Genomic DNA, 24939 nt, shown 5'->3' with positions numbered 1-24939 from the left:
CATACAATGAACGAAGTTGAAAGAATCAAGAGTAATAAGAGCAGATCTGAGGATCTGTTCTTTTTTTTTGCATTTGAAGCCATTTTAAATAAATGGGCTTTACAACAACAAATCACTAGTGTACTATGTAACTAACACACAGATACAGAGAGGAGCGAGGACATTGTGAGCATCGAATTTGACAACAACTTGCCAATCTACCTGCAGATTATGCAGTACATCAAAAGACAGATTGTGACCGGAACACTTAAGGCAGGCGATAAAATTCCTTCGGTTCGTGAGCTCGCGGCCGAATTACAGATCAATCCCAATACAGTACAGCGAACATTTCAGGAGTTGGAGCGGGAAGAAGTGGTTGAAACCAAGCGAGGTCTGGGTCGATACGTGACAAGTGAGGAGTCGAAAATTATGACGATCAAAAAAGAGATGGCTGGTGAATTGCTGGAGCGTTTTCTGACAGGAATGCAGGAACTGGGCATCGAAGAACAGGATATCGTAAATATCGTGGCGGATGCCGTTGCAGAGGGAAAGCAATCACTGCATCGTGATGGAAGAGGAGGAACAGGGAATGAGTAATATTCTTGAGCTGAACCATGTGAGCAAAACGTATGGCGGCAAGAAAGCACTTCATGACATCACGCTTGATATCGCACCAGGCCGAATTGTAGGTCTGCTGGGCAGTAACGGCAGCGGTAAAAGTACTTTGATGAAGCTGGTTGCAGGGCTTCTGCACCCCAGCAGTGGAGATGTTCGTGTTACGGGAAAAGCTGTAGGTTTGGAAACGAAGTCGCTGGTATCCTTTATGCCGGACCGCCCATTAACCGAGAGTTGGATGAAGGTACGGGACGCGATTGCGTATTACCGCGATTTCTACGCTGATTTTGATCAAGAGAAAGCGAGAGAGATGCTTGATTTCATGAAGCTTGGAGAGGGAGATAAGGTAAGACATCTGTCGAAAGGCATGAATGAACGACTGCAATTAACACTGGCTCTTTCCCGTAAAGCTCGTCTTTATCTGCTCGATGAACCGATTGCCGGGGTAGACCCGGTTGCACGTGGCAAAATTCTGGATGCGATTGTGAAGTTCTATGACGAAGACAGCAGTCTGATCATCTCTACACATCTCGTAACGGATATTGAACGAATTTTTGATGAAGTGATCTTCATCCGTGAAGGGGAATTGGTAATGCGGGAAGAAGTGGAAACACTGCGTCTCAAGTACGGTAAAAGTGTGGATGAAATGTTCAAGGAGGTCTATGCGGAATGATGACACTGCTGAAGTATGACTTTAGAAGGAATTGGAATACATTGTTGGCTGGGCTAGCCGTATTGATTATCGTTCAGATTGGGCTGGCATTGTTTTTTTCTGAAGTAACAGGGAGTGTTGTAGGTGTCATTGCATATGTCGGAGCAGGTGTGGCTATTTATGTGAAAATGATCAAGACATACCGATCCAATATCCGTTCGTTCAACCGTCGTCTTGTGCCGGTAACAGGGCTGTCTCACGTCTTGTCTCCGATCATATTCGGAACACTCTGCTGGTTGGGCTTAATGGTTGTTGCTGCCATTCACTACTTTATTTACAGTACAACGCATACAGGGATTAACTTTACCAGCTACATTAACGATTCGGGTATTCATGTTTCGGAGATTCTTAATGTGTTGCTGTTTCTCTGGTGGGTGGCTATGTTCAGCATCATAATCATCTTCCTCTCCATTTCTATCGGAGGCAGCTTCCGCTTTAAAACAGGACCATGGATTAGTATTGTCGCATTTTTCGTACTAGTCAATGTCATTAGCTGGCTGGAGAATATCATCTTCTCGGGTCGTTTTAATTCGAACGAATTATTCCATTTCACTGAAGAAAGCACAGCGCTCTCCTTTACGTCCAATCGGATTACATGGTCAGATGGAACATGGGCCAGTATTATTTTTGAAATCATCGTGGCTGTGATTTTGGTTGGTGTTGCTGTGTATCTGAATAATAAAAAAGTTGAAGTTTAAGATAAGATTCTGTCAGCTGCAATTTAGCTGGCAGATTTTTTTATTTGAAGCAATTCCCAGTTCTTATACGTAAATAGGGATATATGTCGTTTTACAATATGGGAGAAGGTTTATTTTTTGTAAGGGAGGAATTCCATGGAACTCTATTTCAGAGATAATTTCTTTAATGCAGGGTACACCGAGATTATGAACCATGAACAGGAACAGGCAGGTCATCTCGATTTGAAAAGTGCCTTTGGTTCATCGCTTGATGTATTCGATAACTCGGGACTCATTTGCAGTGGTAAATTCCGCATGTTTAGTAACCGTTGGGATGTGACCTCAGCCGATGGAAGGGAGTGGGGTGTCTTACGGGCGAGGTTCAGCTTTTTCAGTAAGAAGTATGAGTACGATGCAGGACCACGTGGTGTGTATGATGTCTCCGCGCCGGCGTTTTCACATGATTATGATATCACCGGGATGGGCGGTAAAGTTGTGGCAAGCTTCAGGCGTACAAGTGGCTGGTTCGGTTCAGGCGCATTTGTGTTAGACAATCAATCAGAACATCTGGACACGTATGAATTGATAGCGGTTGTGATGGGTGTGCATGCGATTAATAAAAGAAGGAACTCGGCTGCCGGTAGTGGCGCGTAGAGAAAACATATGAACAAAGAGGCTGTCCCTCAGGTCGTTAGTATAACGGGGGACAGCCCTTTTTGTATTATATTATTCTAATGAAACGAACACACGCTATTTGTCCCCCTATGCATAAGTTGGACGTTTAACGAATCACAACTAACAAGAGCTATGCAGAATCACTGCCGTCTGCATTGGCGAAAGGCTTTTCAATGGTGTGGCTGCGCACTCCTCCAGAAGTCCGTTCAGGCAGTGCTTCAAGTTCGGTTTCCGCATAGCGTGCCAATACTTTTGCGGCTGTCTCGGACATTCGCTCTCGAAGCGCAGCATTGTCTGCAATCCGTACCCGTTTGCCCAGAAAACGCATTTTGGACAGCACATAATCCATCTCATTCCGCGGGATGGTCAGTTCAATGCGGTACGTCTGTTGGGCTTCCACAAATTCCACCTGCTTCTGGAAGCAGGAAAAGGCATACAGAATTCGGGACAACTCCTGATTGAACTCCGGCAGCACTTCGATCATTACGGTCGTCTTCCGGTTTTCCGTTAAAATCGCGATTTTGGCAGCATATTGAGAAGCAGTTTCCGGTTGAAGCGGCTGAGCTTCCGCGGTAATGATGCTGTGCAGCTTGGTGGACATCAGTTTGCTGTAGAGTGGAGCATACCAGAGTACGTACCATTCTTTTTTAACCATGGAATATTCGAGCTTGTAGGGGTATCCAAACTGATCCTGGCTGATTCGTCCATTGCGTACACGCCCTGTCAAGCGAAACCCCTGATGATGCAAAATCATCTGCCGTAATGGTTTGAGCAGCGGATGAAAGACACTGTTTTCTTCACTTTTGGCTTTTTCGGTCAGGTAATCCTGAAGGTCCAGATCCTGCTCTGCATCCAGCATGTCATGCATTTTGTGCAACGTGTCAGGGTTTAGTGCTTCTGGTGCGGCAGGGTGATTCAGCATCATGCGCAGCCAGGCCCGTTCCTGGGATGTCCAGGTAAACAGTCCGGTTTCATTCAATCTCGTCATCATCTGGTAGTTGAACATCTTCTCGAACAGATTCATAATATTGCGCAATCTCCTTCCATTCCTTAATCATCTCCTGACGCAGCCTCTGTGGGGCGATCACCTCACAACTTGAGCCAAAACTCCGAAGCCACGGCTTAATCTCGGTGATACCGTTGACCTGGATTTCATACAGAAAGGTATGTTCCGTTTCGGGCGTAATCGTTCCCCATTGGCCTTGCAAACGAACCCGATCCAGAATGAAGTTACGCTGGCCGTCCTGAGGATGGAAGAATCGTGCTTGAACCGTTACGGTGTTCCCCGTATCCACCAGCCAGCTGTAGCGGCTGATCTCGGCCCACTGTTGTTTCAATTCGAGCATATATCCTTCTTCAATCGAATCCTGTTCCTCCAGCTGTGTAATGCCTTCCATGCGGAATTTCACAAAGCCACGGCGTCCCTGATATCCAATGACATACCAGCGACCATACTGATGGTCATAGACCACTTCAAGCGGTACGATCCGGTTGAATCGTCCGCCTGCTTCCCGTTCAAAGCGTGGATTCGTATTCTGCGAACTGTAGCTGGACGGTTTTTTGGGTGAATAGTACAGAAACTTGACATGTTTTCGTTGGCGAATTGCACTAAGCAGAGTGTACAGATGTGCTTCGTCCAGAATGCGTGAATAATAGTGGTATTTATATATGAATGGCTCGGTGGCTTCTTCCTGCGGATAACTTGAGGCAATGGCCTTTTTGAGACTGTCCCGCAATATATAGCCTTGTACGGACGGAACCTGAGTGTTTGCCATAATATCCACAAAATCATACAGCTCCAGCTGTTCTTCCACGGTTAGACCCGTAAGTACGTCCTGCTGCAAAAGGTAACGATATGGCCTGCCGCCAGGTTCCTTGCGGATCACCCCCACTTCTTCCAGATACTTCAGATCGGAGCGAATGGTCTTTTCGTCAGGCAGCGCCAGTTCCTCTGGAAGTTCAGCGCAGCAGGCATCCAGTAATTCCATTGCGGTTAAAGCTTGATCTTGCAGGGTATGCAAAAGGACAGAAAGACGCTGAATTTCGGTCTCTTTCATCGACTTGGCGCGAAAGAGGAAGAGCAGCATAGGCTCAGCAGATTCTCCGTACTGGAAGCGAACAAGGTCCGCCATTTCTTTGTTTGGTTCCGAACCTGAGCGTTGGTCAGCGACGGTCTGCATGATTTCTTTTAATCTACGCTGGGTTTTATCAAAAGTATGTACGGATATACCAAGCCGTTCGGCATATTGTTTACGGTTGTAGGCACCACTTGTCAGGGACAGCATGCGCAGAAACTGAATTTCTTTGTCAAAGCTTTCTTTAGCCATGAACTTTCACTCCTTGGTGGCCTGGAGTCAGGCGGATATAGTGGATGATTATGTTGGCAGAACAATTCTTCGTTATATAGAAACATTGGTGATCTTCCCATTTACTATATCCCTACATTCTATCAGGATGAGTGGTTGGTTTCATTTTAAACTTATGGAGGTTGAATCAATTTCATAATACCTTTAGCTGCTTCAATCGTTACAAAACGATAATTTAATGAGTTTTGAAATTGATTCGTCGCCATACTTTCGCCATGTTCGCGTGCAAATGTGTGAGGCATAATAAGGTTGTGAAGCGGGGCAGCAACAAACTCTGCGGATCAAGGTTCCGAGGCGCCAGGGAGGGTTACTTCGACTGTTAATCGACCAGGTCGTTGGTTCGAATCCAATCGCCGCCGTTCATGGCGGTGTAGCTCAGCGGTAGAGCGGGTATTATACCTTCCCACCTTTTTCCTCGGAACATTTTATTAGGATATATCAGTAAATAGACTCACACCGGGAGGTCATGAGTGATGAGCAGAGCAAAACAATTATTTAATCAACCTCAGCCAACGACACGTAATCATGGGGGTTACGGAGCCTATGACCGTTTGGTGGAGGAACAATATATACAGATGTTGATGACCAATACATTGAACAATACGTTTTATGCAGACACACAGCAACTGATGGATGATGCGATGGTCAGTCATCAGGAGATGGCTGAGGTCGATGCAGGGTTTATGGCGCGGGCGCTGGTCTATGCTCGTAATGAAGGCTTGATGCGGTTACAGCCTCTATACGGGCTGGCACTCTTGTCCAAGGTGGACCCGGATCAGTTTGCGAAAGTATTCTCCAAGGTGGTACAGACACCGGCTGACTTGGCCGATTTTCTGACGATTCTAAGAGGAACGGGGCGAGGACAGGGCGGTCGAGCGGTGAAGCGCCAGGTGAGTCAATTTTTGAACGGCATCACTGAATATTGGGCAATCAAATACAACGGGCGCGGACGTGGATACAGTCTGGGCGATATGATCGCTACAGCACACCCCAAGCCGACAGATATGAAGCAGCAAGCCTTGTTCCGTTATTTGCGAGGACATGAAGTGGATCTTACAGACCTGCCGCAGTTGCAGGCGCTGGAAAAGCTGAAGGCTACCCCAAACCCTGCAAGTCGGATGCATCTGATCGAAAAAGGAAAACTGCCGTATTCGGTGGTCACATCGATCATGCAGCCGACACGTACGGTATGGGAGGCGTTGATGTCTCAGATGCCGACCTTTGCATTGTTACGTCATCTGAATGCAATGGATCGGGCGGGAGTGTTTGAAAAATCGAAAAATATCGATTACGTAACGGGTCGTCTAACGGATGCAGAAGCCCTGCGCAAGTCGCGCATCTTACCTTTCCGATTCGCCAGTGCATATGAAATGATCGCAAGAGAAGAGCTGCGCTCTGCTTTGCGGGAAGCGGTGGAGCTATCCATTGGCAACCTGCCATCGTTGCCGGGAAGAACAGCCATTTTCCTGGACCGCTCCGGTTCCATGCAAGGGGATTATTTGCGAATTGGATCGGTGCTGGCACTGGCGCTATATAAACAAACACGAGGCAACTCGCTGTTTTGGTTATTCGACCATATAGTTGAGGATGCTCGTCCCAAGATGGATGAAAGTATCCTTTCCCAAGCTCATCGGATTCGCGCACAAGGTGGAACCGACACGGGACGGCCTGTACGAGAGCTTCGGGATATTGGAGAGAAAGTGGATCAGATCATTATGATCACCGATGAACAGCAGAATGAAGGCAGTCCGTTATATGCTGAGCTTGTACGTTATCGGCGGATGATGAATCCGGACCTGAAAGCATTTATTGTGGATATTGCACCTTATCAGCAGGCAATGGTGCCGCCACGGGATGGCAATACCTTTTATATCTATGGGTGGAGTGAAACGGTACTGACGTATATTGCTGAGACTGTAGCGGGATATGAAACACTTGCGAACCGGGTGAGAGAGATAGAGATTTAAATTGGAAAATGTGGAGGCCACAGAGATGACTCATGTTCATGAAGAAATGAGAGATACGATTAGACAGCAGCTGAAGCAGATCGAACAGGAGGAGCAGGTGCGGATCATCTATGCCTGTGAATCGGGCAGTCGGGCATGGGGATTTCCTTCACAGGACAGCGATTATGATGTTCGTTTCCTGTATGTGAGATCGCTGAAATGGTACTTGTCCATTGAAGATAAAAGGGATGTTATCGAACGCCCGATCAGTGATCAGCTTGATATAAATGGTTGGGATTTGCGCAAAGCCTTGAAGCTGTTTTGCAAGTCGAATCCACCGCTACTGGAGTGGCTGCAATCCCCGATTCAGTATGATGAACCGTACAGCGTGGCAGAGCATATTCGTGCACTGTCGCCTTTGACCTTCTCGCCAAAGTCCTGTATGTACCATTATCTGAATATGGCGAAGGGAAACTTCCGGGATTATCTGCAGGGTGAGCAGGTGAAGATCAAAAAGTATTTCTATGTGCTGCGCCCACTGCTCGCCTGTGGCTGGATCGAACGTTATGATGCGATGCCGCCGATGGCATTTGAAGAGCTGGTGCAGGAGCTTGTTCCTGAGAGCGCGCCGCTCTATACGGAAATCCATGAACTGCTGCGCCGGAAAAAGGCGGGTGAGGAACTCGACCTGGAACCGCAGCTACCTGCGATACATGCTTTTTTGGCAGAGCAGATCGCGCATTTTGAACAACTGGCCGCCCAGCTGGAGAATGAACAGATTATTCAATATGAAGAACTGGACCGGATTTTCCGTTTTGCACTGCAAGAGGTGTGGGCGGCAAAGGAATAACAAGGAGAAGGAGGAGAACTGATGCATCTAATGTTGAAAGCAAGAGGAGCAGGGTCAGGAGCTGTATCGCGTTTGCTGGCGAAGAATCCACATAACGTATATGACCGGATGGAAAAAGGTGTACGCGTACGAATTGTGTACATCACCGATACTGAGAGCGAAACCGAAGTGCTGATTCATGCCGAACCTGACCCTGTTGATCTGGTAAGAGGCACTCCGAACGGTTACGACATCACACAATATATTAATGACCGGGAATTTGTGACGAGCAGTCTGTTCTGCTCCTACATACGTCCTGCACTGGGGACGGCGCTGAATGGTAAACCGAAGGAAGACTATGTGCAATGGGTGGAGCATCCGTTCGATATGGAACTGTCATTTGGACCTGTTGCATCGGACCTCCCTGATCGGGTTGTGGAGGAACTATTCTCATCACTCGGCTACGCGGTTACCCTTGAGCGAGATGAGTTGTCTTATACGTTTGATCTGAAAAAGAAAAGCTCAATCCGTCGTATTAGGCTGCATGGACAGGTCACGGTGCAAAATGCACTGCGTCAGTTATTTCTGCTGATCCCAGTGTTGGACAACTACAAACATTATTTCATCAGTGAAGACGAGATTGATAAGATCAAACGTTATGGCGAAGGATGGCTGGAAAACCATCCGTTGAAAGAGCTTATTGTCCGACGTACACTGCGATTTTCTGAACTGATTCGGAAGTATGAGCTTCAGGAAGGGGCTTTGTCTGTTTCGGTTGAGCAGGCAGGTGAGTTGAATCAGATTTCGGATAAGGATATCAATGAGAGTGATGAGGGGATTCAAGATGGCTCCCCAGGTGAGGTTGAGCGATCTGAGTCACCAGTGAGATTAAATGAACTGCGTTATCGTGCAATCACGGAAGTGGTCACAGGTCTTCCAGTCAAACGACGTATTGTCGATATGGGAGCCGGGGAAGGCAAGCTTTCTGCCCGCTTAGCCTACATTTCGGGCGTGGAATCCATTCTGGCCGTTGAACCATCAGGTCAGTCACGGCTTCGGGCTATGGAGCGCTTTGCGAAGCTGGAAGATCGCAGTGGGGTCATTGCTATGCCAGAGCCTGTGATCGGTTCGCTCTTTTATTTTGATGAACAGATGCAAAATCAGGATGTCATGATCCTGTGTGAAGTGATAGAGCATATCGAAGCGTATCGCTTGAACGGAATTATGGATACCATTATGAATGATTATCGACCTGATGTGTTGCTGGTGACGACTCCGAACAAAGAGTTCAACGAAGTGTACGCGATGGAACAGGAGGACTTCCGTCACCATGATCATCGTTTCGAGTGGACTCGGGCGGAATTGGCTGAACGATGTGAGGAATGGGCACTTCAAGGGAATTATACTTTTGAAATACGGGGTATTGGTGATTACGCAGAGGAATACGGACAACCTACACAACTGGTCATTTTTGAGCGGAGAAAGGAGAATGGATCATGAAGAACAACAGGAAGCCTAATGAGATAGAAGATACAATCAGGTGCCAGGGCGATGAGGCGAATGCCTTGGATCGAATACAGCGTGAAATTCGCTTGCCGCATTCAGGCATCGTTGTTCTGGTGGGGCCTTCGAACAGTGGTAAAAGCACGTTGTTGGATCGTCTCATTTTAGAAGGTGTCATCCGAAGAACCGAAGCAGTCTCATCTGACCAATTCCGAATGTTAATTGGAGATGACGAGTATATAGATTGGAAACATCGGCCTCGTAGCGAAGCAGACGTAATCTATGCCGAGTATCACCAGGTATCTGCCAGGGCGTTTGAAGCGATGGAGGCGATACTCGCAACCCGCTGCCGTCTGAACAAGCTGACCTGGGTTGATGCCACCCATCTGTATCCAGAGGATCGTCAGCGTTTGATTCAAATCGCCAGAAAAGCTCATGTACCCGTGATTGCTGTCGTACTGGATATCCCTGAAAAAGAACTGCTCGAACGTGATGTTCAGCGAGAGTATCCGCGCGGACGTCAGAGGGTGAAACAACAGGTGCAGCAGTTTAAACGAACACTACGCTCCATCCGTGAAGATGGCTTCGACGCTAATTATGTTCTGAAACAGCCTGGTGAATTCTCGTTTATCCGTACATCCAACCCCCTTGTGATTGATATAGATACAGGTATCGACATCATTGGAGACATTCACGGCTGTTATGATGAAATGATGGAATTAATTCTGAAACTCGGATATGAGGATAAAGATGGAAGTGGTCTTTACTATCATCCGGAAGGACGGAAATTGGTTTCAGTTGGAGACGTAACCAGTCGGGGACCAGAATCGTTAAAATGTCTATTGTTCTGGCAGCGGCATTGTGCATCCGGACTGGCCTACATGATCGACAGCAATCATGGCTGGAAGATAGGACGTTATCTGGATGGTCGTGACGTGACGTTAAGTCATGGCGATGAACATGTGGAGGCTGAGCTTATTCAGTTGGAGCAGGAGCAGGGCCAAGAGACGGCACTGCAAGTACGAGAAGAACTAAGGACATTTCTACTTGATGCGCCATCGCATCTTATTTTTTCAAGAAATGGCGTGCGTCAGGTGGTTGTAGCACATGCAGGGATTCGGGATCACTTTATCGGGAAACAGTCCAAACGCATTCAGGATTATTGCCGCTATGGTGATGTGGAGGGAACGGATGAACACGGCAGACCGATTCGCAAGGATTGGTACGTAGATCACACTTCGGGTGAATGCATTGTCTGGGGACACGATCCGCATCCATATCCCATGATAGTGAATGATACGGTCAATATTGATCAAGGCGTTGTCTTTGGTGGTATGCTCACAGCGTGGCGGATGCCTGAACGCGAAGCAATTAGTGTTCCGGCAAAGCAGGATTACGCTGAAGATTTGGACAGTCCACTTAAACGTTGGGAACGGCGGAGATTTGCACCTCCGAACTTACGTAAATTCAAGGAAGGATTCACAGTGCAAACCGGGTCCCGGCTGGATGTATCCATTCATGCTGAGGTCGCGAAGGCGGCGATTGATACGTTTTCCCATTTTACCGTACCTTTGGAGGAACTAGTTTATATCCCACCTACGATGAGCCCACCACCAACAGCTTCTTCGGTAGAAGGGTATTTGGAACATCCACGGGATGCGTTCCAGTACTACCGATCTCAGGGTGTTACTCGGATGATAGCGGAGAAGAAACATATGGGAAGCCGTGCCATTATGCTCCTGTTCCGAGACGAACAAGTAGCGGAGAAGCGGGTGGGAAGATCAATGCTGGGGAACATTGTGACCCGGACAGGACGTTCCTTTTTTGACCGGACGATTGAGCAGAAGGTGTTATCAAGATTACATGCGGATTTGATCGCAGCGGATTATTTTGACCGTCATCAGACGGAGTTCGTATTACTCGATGCAGAGATTGTACCTTGGAATCTGAAAGCGCGGGAGCTGATCTCATCGCAGTATGCACATGTAGCGGAGGTCTCATTGATGGATCGGGAATTGGTGGTAACCAAATTGCGTGAAGCCGAGATGGCAGGCCGAGATGTGGGGGAGTGGTTGCAGGACAAAGAACGTAAGCTTGCCAATGCTAGAACATTCCGCGACGTATTTCAGAAATATTGCTGGGATGTAGAGGACATCGGAGATATTCGTATTGCGCCGTTTCATACCTTGGCACATAGCACCGGAGCGTTCTGGGATCAGACACATGAATGGCATATGGAGCAAAATCGTGAGTTCTCTCGGATGTCTACGATGATGATGGAAACAGAATATCGCGTAATTGCAGGTAGGGCAGATGAAGATGAGGTCATTCGTTGGTGGGATGAAATCACGGCAGAAGGACATGAAGGTATTGTCATCAAGCCGGAAACATTCCGTGCCTGGAACGGCAACAAAATGATCCAACCTGCGATTAAAGTACGAGGTCGTGCGTATTTGCACATCATTTATGGCATGGATTACCTTGCACCGGATAATTTGTCCCGGCTCAGCAAACGCAAAACGTCCAAAAAAGAGCGCCACGCTCTGATGGAAAGTGCCTTGGGCATGGAGGGGATCGAGCGTTTTGTGCGCATGGAGCCCGTGGAAAGGGTGCATGAATGTGTTCTCGGGACATTGGCTTTGGAGTCTGAACCGGTGGACCCACGTTTGTAACAGGATCGATGAAGCATGAGACTTCTGATTCCTTTAGATGCAAGGTAATTGGGCAGGTTTGGTATATCCAAGCCTGTTTTTGTTTATTTTTCGTCAAAATATTTCATTCAAGATAATTAAAATTAGGAGTTTTAACGTTAATATAAATAACTAAAGCCCTATATGTTTCCAATCCATTCTGGGTAATAATTAATAGTAAGCAAGTAGTCATTGGAATCTCACAACGTAACGATAGGGGGTAACCTGTATGGCGTCAATGATTCTGCTGGTGAAACAGACGGAAGACGATGAAAAGGTTATTTATCGATTCGGACCGAATGAGCGGAAGATGGGACTCATTGAAATGAATAAGGTCAAGGAAAGTGTGAAGGAACTGGAGCCTGTTCAGGTGGAGGGTGTCAGTCCGAGTTTTTATTTTAATCGGGCCGCGCAGCGACTGGTTCGATGTTTGTTCAGAGAAGGTGGCAAGTTCCCTGAACGGACGACATGTGAATCTTAGTAGTCAATTCAAATGAGTCATGGAGACTTAGCTCAAATTTTCTATCATATATTCATTAATAAAGAAGTCCAGGCACATCCGTTGAAGGGTGTATCTGGACTTCTTTTTGTATTCCATATCGAGATTAACTTGTTCAGAATCCGTTCAGAACGACCTGATATATTGATAAAACATGGATGGAAAATGTCTTGGTTCAACTTTCATTGTATATAGCACAACATTTCTAGGTCTCTAATTTACTATCGAAAAAGGAGAGAAAAATCTTTGAATAAATGGCTTTTACGCACAACGCTTGGTGTTTTCTTGTTAAGTCAATTTCATGCGACTGCTGTATCCGCGCAAGTTACCGAAAAACTTTTCTCGGATATAGATCAAGCCTCCAATTGGTCTCTGGCCTCAATCGCTTATCTGAACGAACTGGGCATTACCCAGGGCTATGATAACGGGACGTATCAACCGCGCAAAAAAATTACTCGTCAAGAGGTGGCTGAATTGCTTGTACGGGCTCTCCAGTTACCGGCCAATGAATCTACATCCGTGCTGCCTCCGGATGTTCGTGCAAGCAGTTGGTCTGCAAACAGCATCCAACGAGTTCAGAGCCAAGGACTGATGGGCAATCCAAATGAGCCGTTTCGGCCAACAGATCTGGTAACTCGGGAAGAGTTGTTGTCCATCTTTGTCCAAGCCACTGGAGCCCAAGGAAAAGGGACTGCCGTACTGTCGGATCGTGAAGTAAGTGATCCTGTCAGCAAGCAAAGCATTGAAACATCCATGGAAATCGGTTTGTTGCAGGGGGATGGTCAAAAGTTGGCTTTGGATAGACCAACGGAACGACAGGAAATCGCTGTCTTTTTGACTCGTTTGATTCAGGCACTTGAAGAACCGAAAACGAAGGAGATGGAACTCACCATTATTAATGAGAGTACTGTCCGTATAGGTGCTTTCAAATATCCGGTGACAGACGAGATTCAAAAACTGCTGACCACTGCCAACAAGCAGTTCCTCGAAGGGGCGACCTTGAAGGTCACGCTGACACCGGATTACAAGATTCAGAACATTGTGGATTTAACGGTGCCTGCTTCCAAAAAGAATCTTGTATTTGATGGTGGAGATCTGCATATTACGGGGAATTTGATCATTTTGGGTGATGAACTAACCATCAAAAACCTTTCAGTGGATGGACAGGTATTGACTAATGGGAATACCAAAACCTCGCTGGTTTTTGAGAATGCCAAGATCAAAGGAATGGAATTGAATGTGGCTACCAAGTTAACTTTGACAGGCACGACTTCCGTTGACTCATTAACTGTGGCACAAAAAGCGGTTAAGGATTCTGAGATTGTTCTCCAGCAAACTAGCGTAATCAACGATATTATTGTTCCGGACAAGCAGCTCGTCCCGAATTTGGTCAAGGATTACAGTGGGAATCAGGGCAAGATTCAGCTCATTAATGGGAAACCTCGAGACGTACAACCTACGGTTTCTACGGGTGGAACAACTACTGGCGGCAGTTCTGGGGGAAGTGTAAGTCCAACAGGACCAGTGGTTTCAACAATCGCCAAAATTCAGGAGGTTGCTGAGGCCTATCAGCTTCCGACGCAAGTGTCTGTCCGGATGCCTGATGGCAGTACCGTTATGAAAACAGTAATTTGGACTGCACCCAAAGACGTGCATATCACGAATAATGAAGTACTCATTAATGAACCAGGGATATATCTGTTCACAGGTCAGGTTGAAGGTATCTCCGAAAAATCTCAGTTGAAATTGGATGTTAGACTGCCATTGAAACTGCAGGTAGGGTCAGAAAATTCGGGGATTGTCGTAACCACGCCTGGTGTGAGCAAAACGGTATCCTTCACATCTCAGCCTGTTCCTGAAATAGCAACGACCGTTAATCACGCCAGTTACTTGCTTGAATGGACTGATGAAAACGGCTCTTCATCTGATGTAGAGCTGATCAGTACGCCAGGATATACATCATACGATGTCGGCAATGGCTGGCTTATTACGAAGTCCGATGATGCTGCCATTGTCAACAAGGAAACAATCTTGTTTGAGGTGAAATTCAATGCTCCGGGGACATACTCCGTGCAGATAAGTGCTGTGAAACATAAACATTTTGATTAAGAAAAAGGAGTGTTCTCTCATGTTGAAAATGAATAAATTAACAAAAGCTCTGTTATTATCCTCTGCCTTGCTCTTAGCGGCCAGCCCTACGTATGCAGCTTCCGGAAGACCGGTGTCCAATACGATTACGGCCAGTTTCAAGGTAAATCCTGTTGCTCCATCCTTTGTGCTAAAGTGGGTGGATAATGCGAACGCGGAATTGGAAACGCTGCCGTTGCAAACTGTGACTAGCGGAGAAAACAAGGATGTTAAGGTTCGTGCAACGACATCCAAGACCTATACAGATATCCAATTGTTGTTTACCATCACCCGTACAGACGGAACTGCAATTACTGCAAATGATGTGGAATTGAACGAATACGTAAACAATTCGCTTGGATCGCCAAGAACCGGAGAAGTTGGCGGTGATGGTAAACTGACTATTTATACAAGGTATTATCAAACAGTCACTTCACCAGTGCATGACTTCTTGTACAATCTGAAATTCAACAACACGGGTGAGTACGAGATCAGTGTAGTTGCTCTAAATTCACCAGCTTAAGTCAAGATTGTGAAAAGTCTGCAATAGCGGGAGAGAGCCGGGAGAATCCGGTTTTCCCCTTGGAGATAAAAAGGAGATCAATACCTATGAGAATCCCGAAATTTGTTAAGGCAGTACTTCTATCTACCGCATTGTTTACTATGGCGGCCCCAGCGTATGCCGACTATTCTTACACGCCTTTATCCAATAAAATTACAGCGACTTTCAAGGTGAATGCCCCGGCAGAACCTACCTATGTATTGAAATGGTTGGATTCAAGCAACCATGAATTGGAGACACTTCCGCTTCAAACCGTAAATAGCGGGGACAGCAAGGATCTCAAGCTTCGCGCAACCGTTAGCCAGGACTTTAAGAATATCCAATATTATTTTAAGATTACCAGAACAGACGGAACTTCCATCACCAAAAGTGATTTGGATTTGTCCCAGTATAGAGATAGTGGTGGTCTAACCGCATTAAGTAGTAGTGTGGATGGGGAGCTACTTTTAATTTATTCCAAAAACTTTAGTACTATAACGAGTCCAAGCATGGATTCGACATTCAAAATTACATTCAACTCGGCTGGGCAATATCAGATTAGTGTTGTTGCTGTTTCATCACCAATCTAATGAACCAAACAAGTCCATAACCCATATCATGGGTTATGGACTTGTTTTTTTGGGAAACGGAACATGAAGTGGAGAAGCGGGTTTGATTTGCCAGTATCAGAACGTCTTCGCAAACGAAATCAGTGCGGTAATCGTAATGATGTTAAGCAACGTCGAAATCAGAACCGTCTGGGCGGCAAAGTCTGGCTCGTTATCGTATTCCTCAGCCAGAATGGACGCATTGACTCCGGTAGGCATACCGGATGCGATAATAAGGGCTTGAGCGGCGATACCTTGCAAACCGAGCAGCAGTACAATCGAAATCCCGATGGCCGGGCCAATCAGCAAACGCAGAAATGTGCTAATATACACATCAAGACGATACAGGCGAATTGGATATTTTACAATTTGGGCACCGAGTGTCAAGAGTGCTACAGCGACCATACTTTGCTGCGCATAAGTCAGCGGCATGGACAGGAAAGTGGGCAATGGAATATTCCCCATATGAAACAAAATGCCGAGCAACAGTGCATAAGGAACGGGCATTTTTAGAAATCCAATGATCACCGCACGGTAATTGCCTTTGAGCTTGGCACCCTGAATGGACAGCACACCATAGGTAAACGTCAGTAATGCCTGTAAAGACATGACCAGTGCCTGGATGGAAGAGGCCAGCGGATCACCACGAAATACCAGGGAGTTAATGGGCAGACCATAATTGCCTGCATTGTCCAGCATGATGCTGTTGTTGAAGGCAGCCTTCATGCCTTTGTTCATGCGAAGCGAGCGTGCGAACACAGACCCCACAATATAGAGAATAAGTACATATAAGGCGTAAAAAAGCGTGACAGTTCCGAGCAATTCCCCCGACATATCGGAGTGGTACATGCTCATAAAGACGGCTGCGGGGGTAATACAATAGAAATTGATTTTGGCGAGGGTGTACAAGTCCAACTTGAACACCTTTTGCATCCAGGACCCGACGGCAATCAGGAGAAAGACGGGCAGGACGACTTCAAGCATGATGTCTGCAATCATCAGTTCAGCTTCCTTTTTCATGAAAATTTCAGTCCGATTTCGAAAATACTTCAACCATTATATCATTTTATACACAGATGAAAGATGTAAATGACTAAAAAAGATAAGGGGGCTTTTCATTATGATTCCAGATCATCTGGATTATGGTTTATCGATATTATTTATTGGATTCAATCCCAGCATCACGTCTGGAGAGACGGGTCATCATTATGCTTATAAAGGAAACCGTTTCTGGCGCATTCTTGAACGTTCCGGATTGACTCCTCGTTTATATGATGCACAAGAGGATGGAGAGTTGCTGAAGCTGGGGTACGGATTTACGAATATTGTTGCCCGGCCAACAAGAGGTATGGACGATATTACAAAGGAAGAATATGCAGAGGGACGGCAGATTTTACGGCAAAAGCTGGAGGAATACCGACCAGACATCGCCTGTTTTGTGGGGAAAGGGGTATACACCCAGTACAGTCAGCGTGCCAAAGCGGAATGGGGATTTCAGGACGACCCGGTCGTCAAGGAAATTCATGAATTTGTAGCCCCTTCATCCAGTGGGTTAGTGCGTATGTCGATGGACGAGATCGTAGCGATCTATTCCCAGCTTAGTGATTTTGTCTCAGAAAAAAGCAGAGAGGACTGAAAAACGAAGCAAAACTGAAACTCCACATGGCAGCAAGTGAAGCAGTAACAATGAACCTTCAATGGTTGCAGAGTTCGGCTATCCGGTTTACACCGGGTGGCGCGAATTCTTTTTTTTGGATAAAGTGAGAGGTTTCAGGAAGTGATTCCGTCTATATAGTACAGAACCATGCAAGGAAGCTGTAGAGAAGGGGGATTACATGACTCAACAGATACCAGAGGAGGAGCTCATTCAGCGTATTATGGCAGGGGACAAACAGCTATTTGCTGTGCTCGTGGATCGATATAAAAATAAAGTCTTCGGCATTTTACGCGGAATGGGTGCGAGTCATCAGGATGCACAGGATCTCGCTCAGGATACGTTTCTTCGGATGTACCGCTATCTTCCGACACGAAGGGAAGGAAGCAGTTTCTCATCTTGGGTATACACCATCGCTGTGAATCGGATGCGGGATTTTATGCGGCAACAGAAACCGGTCATGACCGCTGTTCATACAGTCTTGGAACAAACCAATGGTGAGACGCCAGAGAAACATGTGCTGCATAAGGAGATGCAGCGTGAAATATATCGCCAGATGGACCAACTGCCAGAGTCGTATCGGCTTGTGCTGCTGCTTAAATATACGAATGAGCTGAGCTACGAAGAGATTGCAGATATCACAGACATGAGCCCCGCACAAGTGCGTAATGCACTTTATCGAGGGAAGAAAACGTTGAAGAAACAAATGGAGCGCAAAGGAGGTTTATCGACGTATGAAGCCTATTCCAAATGATGAGGATCGATTGTGGGAACAGCATTTCTTTCGTGAGGAGCCGGATGCGGACCTTACACTTGAGGTGATGCGAAAACTGGAAGGCGTGTCCATGGAAAGCGCAGAGCACGGGGATCCATTTACGAAAAAGGCTTCCAAATCCCATTGGATGCGCCGTACTGGGATTGCAGCGGCGGCAGTTGTGATCCTTGTGGGAGGGGCATGGTTTGCTTTTGATCACACAGCAAAATCGACTCAATCCACGGTAAATGCCGTAAATAACCCGCCACTACCTAACATACCTGTTCCAGAAGAACTCAAGTATTCCTATTTTGCCGATGATTACAAACGCTTGAAGCCACTCGGTCTAGTGGTTAATCCGAATATCAACATTGAGGATCAGGGCTACACGCTTAAGATCAAAGATGTGTTGGTAGATCGCTCTCAAATCGTGATCACACTGAAACAAACAACACCTGATGGGCTAGGGCTTTTTGCAATATCTCCAGAGGCGGGGAGAATTCATATTACGGACGATCAGGGGCGACAGGTTGCAACTCTCGCGCGGGATACCAGAACAAGCGGTTCGGCAGCTGAACGATTGGTATACCAGTTGCATGATGATATCCCGGATCAGGTGATCGTGCGTGGAGAACTTGGGCATCTAAAAGTAGGAAGCTATTATAATTTTGAGACAAAATCATACGAAGATAAAAATGCTGTGATAGATTGGAGCTTTCAATTCAACATCGATATGACCAAAGCCAAATCACTGGCTGTTGAGGCTCCTATGAACAATACCTACACCACTCCTGAGGGTTTGAAACTGGACATGACACAGCTAGTACGTACGCCAAACGGGACCCGCCTTGACATGAACATCAGTCTGGATGATCAACTTCGTGCCAAAGTCGGAGAAGATTGGGCAGATGATATGGACCTGATGTATCACATCGAAATTCCTGAAACGAATGAGTATCGAATATTCAACGGGAGCAGACCAGATGCCCGTCAAGCCAAGTTCCGGTTCCGAGATTTGAGTGGATTAATGGATGGTGGTCCATTGAAGTTATCGGAGACATGGGACCCTGCTTTTGTTACGGTGGATGCGAAGAAGATTCGCTTTGTCCTGGAAGGATACACCATACCAGTGTGGGGAGAGAAGTCGGTGGAAGTGGATCTGGAAAAGATGCGTAAGGATGCTGAAATTTACACCTACGTACTGCAATTTGAACAATATGGAGATGAAATTTTATTTTCTGAATTCAATTTCAAACCGGTGTGGGAATCCTATGACAAAAACTACTCATTAGTCCTGGAGGGAAGAGGGACGTTCCGAAATGCTTTTAATGGCGATCGCTGGGTGGCTGTAGATCCGGAAGGAAAAGAGTATCCTGTTCAAGTAATCGGTTATCCAGACCAGCCTAATAATGACGGAGAATACGTTGCAGACAATCTGAAATTGGTCATCCGTGGTTTTTACAAAGAAGATGGAACAAAATTAACCTTAAAACGAACCGTAGTTAATCGTGAGTATCGAGACGTGAATTGGGAAGTAGATCTTCCATCGTATACCAGTCTGCCTTGGCAGAAATAAAGAAACGGAACGGAATAAGCTTGGAAGAATAACAAGATAGAGATAGAAGGGCCCAGCATAATAAAATGCTGAGCCTTTTTGATATTCAATAAAGTTAAGTCCTGCTGATGCTAAAGAAGTTGTGCACATTGAGTTACGCCGATTCCCGTGGAATAAGGGATGTGGATAACATGACCGTTTCCTTTGGTGTTCCCGGGCGTTCAATTCTGCGCTGTAACGCTTCGATCGCACGCTGACCGAGTTCCTCTTTGCACAGGTTGACTGTGGTCAGGGGCGGTGACGATGTGGCGGCGGCATGCACATTGTCGATACCGATGACAAGACAATCCCCAGGTGTGGAGAAACCCATTTCCTGCAACTTATTCATCCACTGCAAGGCGATATCATCATTTACGCCAATCCAGGCATCAGGCCGTTCGTCGGCGGGCATGTTTTTGATTGTGGCAGCCAATTGGTCAATCCATTCGCCGTTCTCATAAGGAATATTCCATTCTCTGAACGTGGTCAACCGACTGCTGTCTGCGTGGAAATGGTTCAAAGCCAGTTCGATGCCGATCTTCCGCTGTGCAAAGCTGGCAGCTCGGCCATCATCCGTAATCAGACCGATGCGGCGGCACTGCATCGACATTAAATATCTAGCCACAGTAATGCCTGCTTCCAGGTTATCATGGCTGATCGTATCGCAGTTCAATAGTGGCTCCTGATGATCCACGAGCACAATGGGGCGGCCTGTCTGGGTCAGTCGTTGCAGGACTGCATGGGGGAAAGCGCCCATGGCGATGACTCCTGCACAACGTTCCCAATCCAAGTGAGGAGCGATTGCCCGTTCTGGCGGCGTGTGTTCATCAGCGACTCCCAGAGAGGGAGATACAATGGCATGATGCCATCCTCTCTCATTACAGGCAGAGATCATGCCTGAGAGGACGCGCTGCCAGTAGTGGGGCTCACCCCGGTTGAGCTGATTCATGCAGATGAGAGCAAATGGGGGTTCGGATTGTTCTGTCTGGGTTGCAGTTGGAACAGTGCTGCTTCCTGGGGTGCTTTGGCGATATCCCAAGGCACGGGCTAATTCCAGCACACGGGCGCGAGTCGCTTCGCTGACACCTGTCTTGCCACTGAGTGCACGGGAGACGGCATATTTGGATAATCCAAGCTGGTCGGCCAGCGACTGGATAGATACTTTACGTGACATTTCATTACTCCTTCATATGTAAACAATTTGCATAAAACTAACGAGCCATTTCAATCTACAAGATATGATCCAATTTATTTTTTAATATACCATCCGTTATGAATTGACGATCATCTTCCGGCACAGTACACTTACAAATAATAATGTTATTATAATTTATCATAACGAAAATAACAATGCGACACAGATCATTGAATGAATCGATGCAAACAAATATGGAAACTTCAATTCAAAGGAGACGACATCCATGGAACAGTTCAGATTACCGAAAATCCCCATGCCGCATCTGGAATTACCGCAAGCTGTGCAGAACATTCTCACCGAGGCCGAGGAACGGCTGCAACATAGACCCAGATTGCTGGCACAGTTCCGTAACTGTTTTCCCAACACGTTGGAAACGACGACAAAGCTATTGGATGATGGGACAACCTTTGTTATTACAGGGGATATCCCGGCAATGTGGCTGCGTGATTCAGTGGAGCAGGTGATGCACTACGTTCCGCTGGCAAAGGAAGACGAACAGCTGCAGCGGATCATTGGCGGGCTGATCAAACGGCATACATTCTATGCGGACATCGATATCTATGCCAATGCGTTCAACGAAACGGCTAATGGATGGCATTGGGATGCGAATGATGAGACAGAGATGTCGCCTTGGGTGTGGGAACGCAAGTTTGAGCTGGATTCACTTTGTTTCTCTATGCGGCTCGCCTATGCGTATTGGCGTGAGACGGAATTGACGGATATATTTGACGAGCGTTTCAAGAGGGTGATGGAGAGCGTAGTACGTCTGTGGAAAACGGAGCAGCGTCATGGTGAACAGTCCCCATATCAATTCATGCGCCGGAATTGTCCAGCCCATGATACGCTCCGTAACGAAGGCTTGGGGATGCCGGTAAACTATACCGGGATGATCTGGTCCGGTTTCCGCCCCAGTGATGATGCATGTGATTTTCATTATAATATCCCGGCAAATATGTTTGCAGCGGTGACTTTGCGCCAAATGGGGGAGATTGCAAGGTGGGTATTTCGAGATGAGAAGCTTGTCAGTGAGATGGCTCATCTGGAAGAAGAAATACGACATGGTATTTCCTTATACGGTACTTACCGTCACCCCGAGTATGGGCAGATTTATGCCTATGAGACGGATGGTTACGGCAACTTTTGCCTAATGGATGATGCAGGTACCCCGGGACTTATGTCTATTCCTTATTTGGAGTATGCTTCCACCGAGGACATCGTGTACCAGAATACACGGAGCTTTATTTTGAGCAAGGAAAATCCGTTTTATTATGAAGGACAAGCAGCCAAAGGCATCGGCAGCCCTCATACTCCTCCCGGATACGTCTGGCATATGGCGCTGTCTATGCAGGGTTTGACCGCAGACAATGATAAGGAAATGCTGGACATGATAGATTTGCTGGAGAACACGGATGCAGGCACCGGCTACATGCATGAAGGGTTTCATTCGGATGATCCAAACACGTTCACAAGGCCCTGGTTTGCTTGGTCGAACAGCCTGTTCTCGCAGCTTGTGTACAAGGCAATGAAAAAAGGAATTCTATAAAATGATGTAAGTTCAAAAAAATAACTGCCTGCAAAGCAGTCGTTCCGGTTACGAATCGTTCTTTCTATCGCTGTTATCCCCGGATTTTTTGATTCCCTTTTTGTAAGGGGAAATCCGGTGATAAAGGCGAGCACTTCGTTTCTCCAGAATCGATTTCGTTCCCTGCACTGCGTTTGCTATTTGGCATGACATTTTTTCGGCTACATCATTTCTAGAATAGAAGAGTGAGTAGACAAAAAGCCCAAACTGCTAAAGATTCGCAGTTTGGGCTTGGTTTATGAGGAAGGATATGTGACTCACGGCTTCGCTATGTGGTTTTCAGCAGATCGGCGATGAACACCTTTTGACCTGTGCGGGCACTTTCGAGGGATGCAAGGACCATGGCCATACTGAACTGGTTATCACTGCAATCGGTCTCAGGCAGTCGCCCGGATTCCAGCGCTGCGAACATGTCTTCGAGGCAGCCGTGATGTCCTGTTTTCTCCATGACAGGCTGCTCTCCTTCGATCCGCTCACATGGTTGGAAAAAGGATGGTTTGCCTTCCGCATCCAGATGCTGTGCCGAGACAACTTCAGCATAAATGTCATCATGTCCATCCCAGATCGCGGTTCCTTTTTCGCCGGTTACACGCCAGGATGCTTCCCATGAAGTAGGCACACCTTCTGTGCACCAGGACCCGCGATAGTTAAACACGGAGCCATCGGACATTTCGAAGATGCATAGTGCCATCGCATTACCTTGATACCAGGAACCTGGAGGATTGAATTCGTGGCAGTACACCGAGACCGGATTGGCACCGAGAATATAACGTGCCTGGTCGAAGGTGTGGATCGCCATATCCAGCAGCAGTGGACTATCCATCAGGTCACGGAATCCTCCAAAATGAGGTCCCAGGAAGAAATCTGCCCCTGCAAAACCGACCTGGCCAATCGTTCCGTCGGAAATCAACTGCCGATAGGCGCGAATACGTGGATCGAAACGGCGATTTTGCATCACAGCCTGAATATTGCCTGTACGGCGTGCAGTCTGAACAATATCTTCACAATCAGAGAAGGATTCCGCCAGAGGTTTTTCGCCAAATACATGACATCCTTGCTGTAACGCCGTCATGGCAATGCCGTGATGGCTCGCTGGAATGGTGACATCAAATACGATATTGGCATCTGTTGCTCGAATGGCCTCACCGATATCCGTAAATGTGGGACAGGAGAGGCCGTGCCGTGCAGCGAGTGCAACGGCAGTCTGTTCATACAGATCAACAAGCCCCACAATTTCCGTGTCCGGCCTTTGCATGGCGTAATCAACCCAGGTGTTGGACATGGCCCCACAGCCTGCCACAACTACCCGATAAGGATGACTCATCCTATCATCTCCTTATACTTTTCATTTTCTATGTTTGTGCAATGGACATCATGCCACTCCATGTTAATCCCGTTTTTATACCGGATTGGGAATAAAATCTCCACCGCGACATTGTTTTAAATATTTTAGTGCGTGCACCTGTCCGGTCATTTCGAGTTCATCTTTGTAGACAGGATCATGCCAGCCTTCAATATCAATCGTTCCCTGATACCCGTTTTGGCGCAGAATTGTAATGATGTCGGACCAGTTGGTATCCCCGAAGCCGGGTGTACGGTGCCAGACGAATTCACGTGGGCCGTGCACGCCATATTCTTTGACGATGTCCCAGGCAATGGTGGCATCTTTGCCGTGCACATGGAACACTTTAGGCGCCCATTTGCGCAGCTGGGGAATTGGGTCAATCAGGCTGGACATTTGATGGCATGGCTCCCACTCCAATCCGATGTTTTCATCAGGAACTGCATCGAACATCATCTCCCAGGCCGTAGGATTATGCGCAATGTTCCAATCGCCTGTCTGCCATGTGCCGCCCATATCACAGTTTTCAAAAGCAATGCGTACACCCCGGTCTGCAGCCCGGCGTGCCAGTTCTCCAAACACTTCCTTGAACCGTGGGATGGATTGGTCAATCGGTTGATCGGTCAGTCGTCCGGTAAACCCGGAGACGATATCCGCTCCGAAGAGCTGGGCATGGTCAATCACCCGTTCCCAACTGGCCAGTGTATCGGCATTATCCCCGGCTCCGGTGAGCGGATTGCCAAAGACACTTACTGCAGAGATGACAATTCCTTGTTCGTCCACAATTTCACGGACACGTTTGGCTGTTTCGGCGAGGTCCAGATCACCAGTTGTTTGCCAGAAGGTCAGATTGAATGATTCGAAGCCATGTTTCATGATCTGTGGAATGACGCGGACTGCGTCGTGTCCACCCACAAGGGTGCCTATGCGTAACGGATTATTCATGGTTGAATTTCACTCCAATATTGGCTTATAGTACTTCGTGACACACTCATTATAGCCGGGCATCTGCTGCATGGCTCTATACAATCTTGTGCAATATTAGTCT

At 47.0% G+C, this 24939-nt stretch carries 23 protein-coding genes; 16 read left to right on the top strand and 7 right to left on the bottom strand.

Translation table 11 applies throughout. The features are described 5' to 3' along the window. Positions 1-165: 165 nt before the first annotated feature. From MHB84_RS07490 to MHB84_RS07475, 4 genes are all read left to right on the top strand, one after another. The gene (locus tag MHB84_RS07490) at positions 166-576 is read left to right on the top strand and encodes a GntR family transcriptional regulator (protein ID WP_063567685.1); all 411 of its coding nucleotides are present in this window, start codon (positions 166-168) and stop codon (positions 574-576) included. Continuing rightward, the gene (locus tag MHB84_RS07485) at positions 569-1267 is read left to right on the top strand and encodes an ABC transporter ATP-binding protein (protein ID WP_076290240.1); all 699 of its coding nucleotides are present in this window, start codon (positions 569-571) and stop codon (positions 1265-1267) included. Before MHB84_RS07490 ends, MHB84_RS07485 begins: the two co-directional genes overlap by 8 nt. After that, complete coding sequence (locus tag MHB84_RS07480) at positions 1264-2004, top strand: hypothetical protein (RefSeq protein ID WP_076290239.1); 741 nt, start codon at positions 1264-1266, stop codon at positions 2002-2004. The genes MHB84_RS07485 and MHB84_RS07480 overlap by 4 nt, the downstream gene beginning before the upstream one ends. 135 nt (positions 2005-2139) lie before the next feature. Beyond that, positions 2140-2637: a hypothetical protein gene (locus MHB84_RS07475; RefSeq protein ID WP_076290238.1), complete on the top strand. Its 498-nt coding sequence runs from the start codon at positions 2140-2142 to the stop codon at positions 2635-2637. 151 nt (positions 2638-2788) lie between these two features. Here MHB84_RS07475 and MHB84_RS07470 read toward each other — a convergent pair whose 3' ends face one another. The 3 genes from MHB84_RS07470 to MHB84_RS07460 form a co-directional block, all read right to left on the bottom strand. Beyond that, the gene (locus tag MHB84_RS07470) at positions 2789-3682 is read right to left on the bottom strand and encodes a WYL domain-containing protein (RefSeq protein WP_083678976.1); all 894 of its coding nucleotides are present in this window, start codon (positions 3680-3682) and stop codon (positions 2789-2791) included. After that, on the bottom strand, positions 3630-4985 hold the full coding sequence (locus MHB84_RS07465; RefSeq protein ID WP_076290237.1) for a helix-turn-helix transcriptional regulator: 1356 nt from the start codon (positions 4983-4985) through the stop codon (positions 3630-3632). Before MHB84_RS07465 ends, MHB84_RS07470 begins: the two co-directional genes overlap by 53 nt. 152 nt (positions 4986-5137) lie before the next feature. After that, positions 5138-5266 (bottom strand): hypothetical protein, encoded by a 129-nt coding sequence (locus tag MHB84_RS07460; protein WP_341143021.1) that lies wholly within the window; start codon positions 5264-5266, stop codon positions 5138-5140. Between the two features lie 231 nt (positions 5267-5497). Here MHB84_RS07460 and MHB84_RS07455 point away from each other — a divergent pair, with 231 nt between their 5' ends. From MHB84_RS07455 to MHB84_RS07420, 8 genes are all read left to right on the top strand, one after another. Continuing rightward, complete coding sequence (locus tag MHB84_RS07455; protein WP_076290236.1) at positions 5498-6991, top strand: TROVE domain-containing protein; 1494 nt, start codon at positions 5498-5500, stop codon at positions 6989-6991. 25 nt (positions 6992-7016) lie between these two features. After that, positions 7017-7820, top strand: a complete 804-nt coding sequence (locus tag MHB84_RS07450; protein WP_076290235.1) for a nucleotidyltransferase domain-containing protein — start codon at positions 7017-7019, stop codon at positions 7818-7820. 21 nt (positions 7821-7841) lie between these two features. Next, positions 7842-9299 carry a methyltransferase domain-containing protein gene (locus MHB84_RS07445; RefSeq protein ID WP_076290234.1) on the top strand — a complete coding sequence of 486 codons (1458 nt, stop codon included), beginning with the start codon at positions 7842-7844 and terminating at the stop codon, positions 9297-9299. Beyond that, positions 9296-11974: a polynucleotide kinase-phosphatase gene (locus MHB84_RS07440; protein ID WP_179087185.1), complete on the top strand. Its 2679-nt coding sequence runs from the start codon at positions 9296-9298 to the stop codon at positions 11972-11974. Before MHB84_RS07445 ends, MHB84_RS07440 begins: the two co-directional genes overlap by 4 nt. 247 nt (positions 11975-12221) lie before the next feature. Further along, positions 12222-12473, top strand: a complete 252-nt coding sequence (locus tag MHB84_RS07435) for a hypothetical protein (RefSeq protein ID WP_063567677.1) — start codon at positions 12222-12224, stop codon at positions 12471-12473. A gap of 264 nt (positions 12474-12737) precedes the next feature. Next, the gene (locus MHB84_RS07430; RefSeq protein ID WP_076290233.1) at positions 12738-14600 is read left to right on the top strand and encodes an S-layer homology domain-containing protein; all 1863 of its coding nucleotides are present in this window, start codon (positions 12738-12740) and stop codon (positions 14598-14600) included. Between the two features lie 19 nt (positions 14601-14619). Next, entirely contained in the window at positions 14620-15141 is a 522-nt protein-coding gene (locus tag MHB84_RS07425) for a hypothetical protein (protein ID WP_076290232.1), read from the top strand. Between the two features lie 86 nt (positions 15142-15227). After that, positions 15228-15749, top strand: coding sequence for a hypothetical protein (locus MHB84_RS07420; RefSeq protein WP_076290231.1), 522 nt, complete (start codon positions 15228-15230; stop codon positions 15747-15749). 96 nt (positions 15750-15845) lie between these two features. Here MHB84_RS07420 and MHB84_RS07415 read toward each other — a convergent pair whose 3' ends face one another. After that, a complete protein-coding gene (locus MHB84_RS07415) occupies positions 15846-16766 on the bottom strand; it encodes an AEC family transporter (RefSeq protein ID WP_063567676.1) in 921 nt (306 codons plus the stop codon). 121 nt (positions 16767-16887) lie between these two features. Between MHB84_RS07415 and MHB84_RS07410 the strand changes: the two genes are divergently transcribed. From MHB84_RS07410 to MHB84_RS07400, 3 genes are all read left to right on the top strand, one after another. Next, the gene (locus tag MHB84_RS07410; protein WP_072735185.1) at positions 16888-17403 is read left to right on the top strand and encodes a mismatch-specific DNA-glycosylase; all 516 of its coding nucleotides are present in this window, start codon (positions 16888-16890) and stop codon (positions 17401-17403) included. 199 nt (positions 17404-17602) lie between these two features. After that, positions 17603-18175 (top strand): RNA polymerase sigma factor, encoded by a 573-nt coding sequence (locus MHB84_RS07405; RefSeq protein ID WP_076290230.1) that lies wholly within the window; start codon positions 17603-17605, stop codon positions 18173-18175. Next, positions 18156-19751 (top strand): DUF4179 domain-containing protein, encoded by a 1596-nt coding sequence (locus MHB84_RS07400; protein WP_076290229.1) that lies wholly within the window; start codon positions 18156-18158, stop codon positions 19749-19751. Before MHB84_RS07405 ends, MHB84_RS07400 begins: the two co-directional genes overlap by 20 nt. Positions 19752-19884: 133 nt before the next feature. On the opposite strand, the gene MHB84_RS07395 is transcribed toward MHB84_RS07400, so the two are convergent. Further along, a complete protein-coding gene (locus MHB84_RS07395) occupies positions 19885-20943 on the bottom strand; it encodes a LacI family DNA-binding transcriptional regulator (RefSeq protein WP_076290228.1) in 1059 nt (352 codons plus the stop codon). Positions 20944-21190: 247 nt separating this feature from the next. Between MHB84_RS07395 and MHB84_RS07390 the strand changes: the two genes are divergently transcribed. Further along, the gene (locus MHB84_RS07390) at positions 21191-22510 is read left to right on the top strand and encodes a glycoside hydrolase family 125 protein (protein ID WP_076290227.1); all 1320 of its coding nucleotides are present in this window, start codon (positions 21191-21193) and stop codon (positions 22508-22510) included. Between the two features lie 307 nt (positions 22511-22817). On the opposite strand, the gene MHB84_RS07385 is transcribed toward MHB84_RS07390, so the two are convergent. Both MHB84_RS07385 and MHB84_RS07380 read right to left on the bottom strand, forming a co-directional pair. Beyond that, positions 22818-23873, bottom strand: coding sequence for a Gfo/Idh/MocA family protein (locus tag MHB84_RS07385; RefSeq protein ID WP_076290226.1), 1056 nt, complete (start codon positions 23871-23873; stop codon positions 22818-22820). Positions 23874-23948: 75 nt separating this feature from the next. Further along, positions 23949-24836 (bottom strand): sugar phosphate isomerase/epimerase family protein, encoded by an 888-nt coding sequence (locus MHB84_RS07380; RefSeq protein WP_076290225.1) that lies wholly within the window; start codon positions 24834-24836, stop codon positions 23949-23951. Between the last annotated feature and the right edge of the window lie 103 nt (positions 24837-24939).

Source organism: Paenibacillus sp. FSL F4-0087 (genome assembly GCF_038020215.1).
Lineage (GTDB): Bacteria > Bacillota > Bacilli > Paenibacillales > Paenibacillaceae > Paenibacillus > Paenibacillus taichungensis.
Note: the sequence above shows the minus strand (reverse complement) of the source record. Positions and strands in the feature narration are given on the sequence as shown.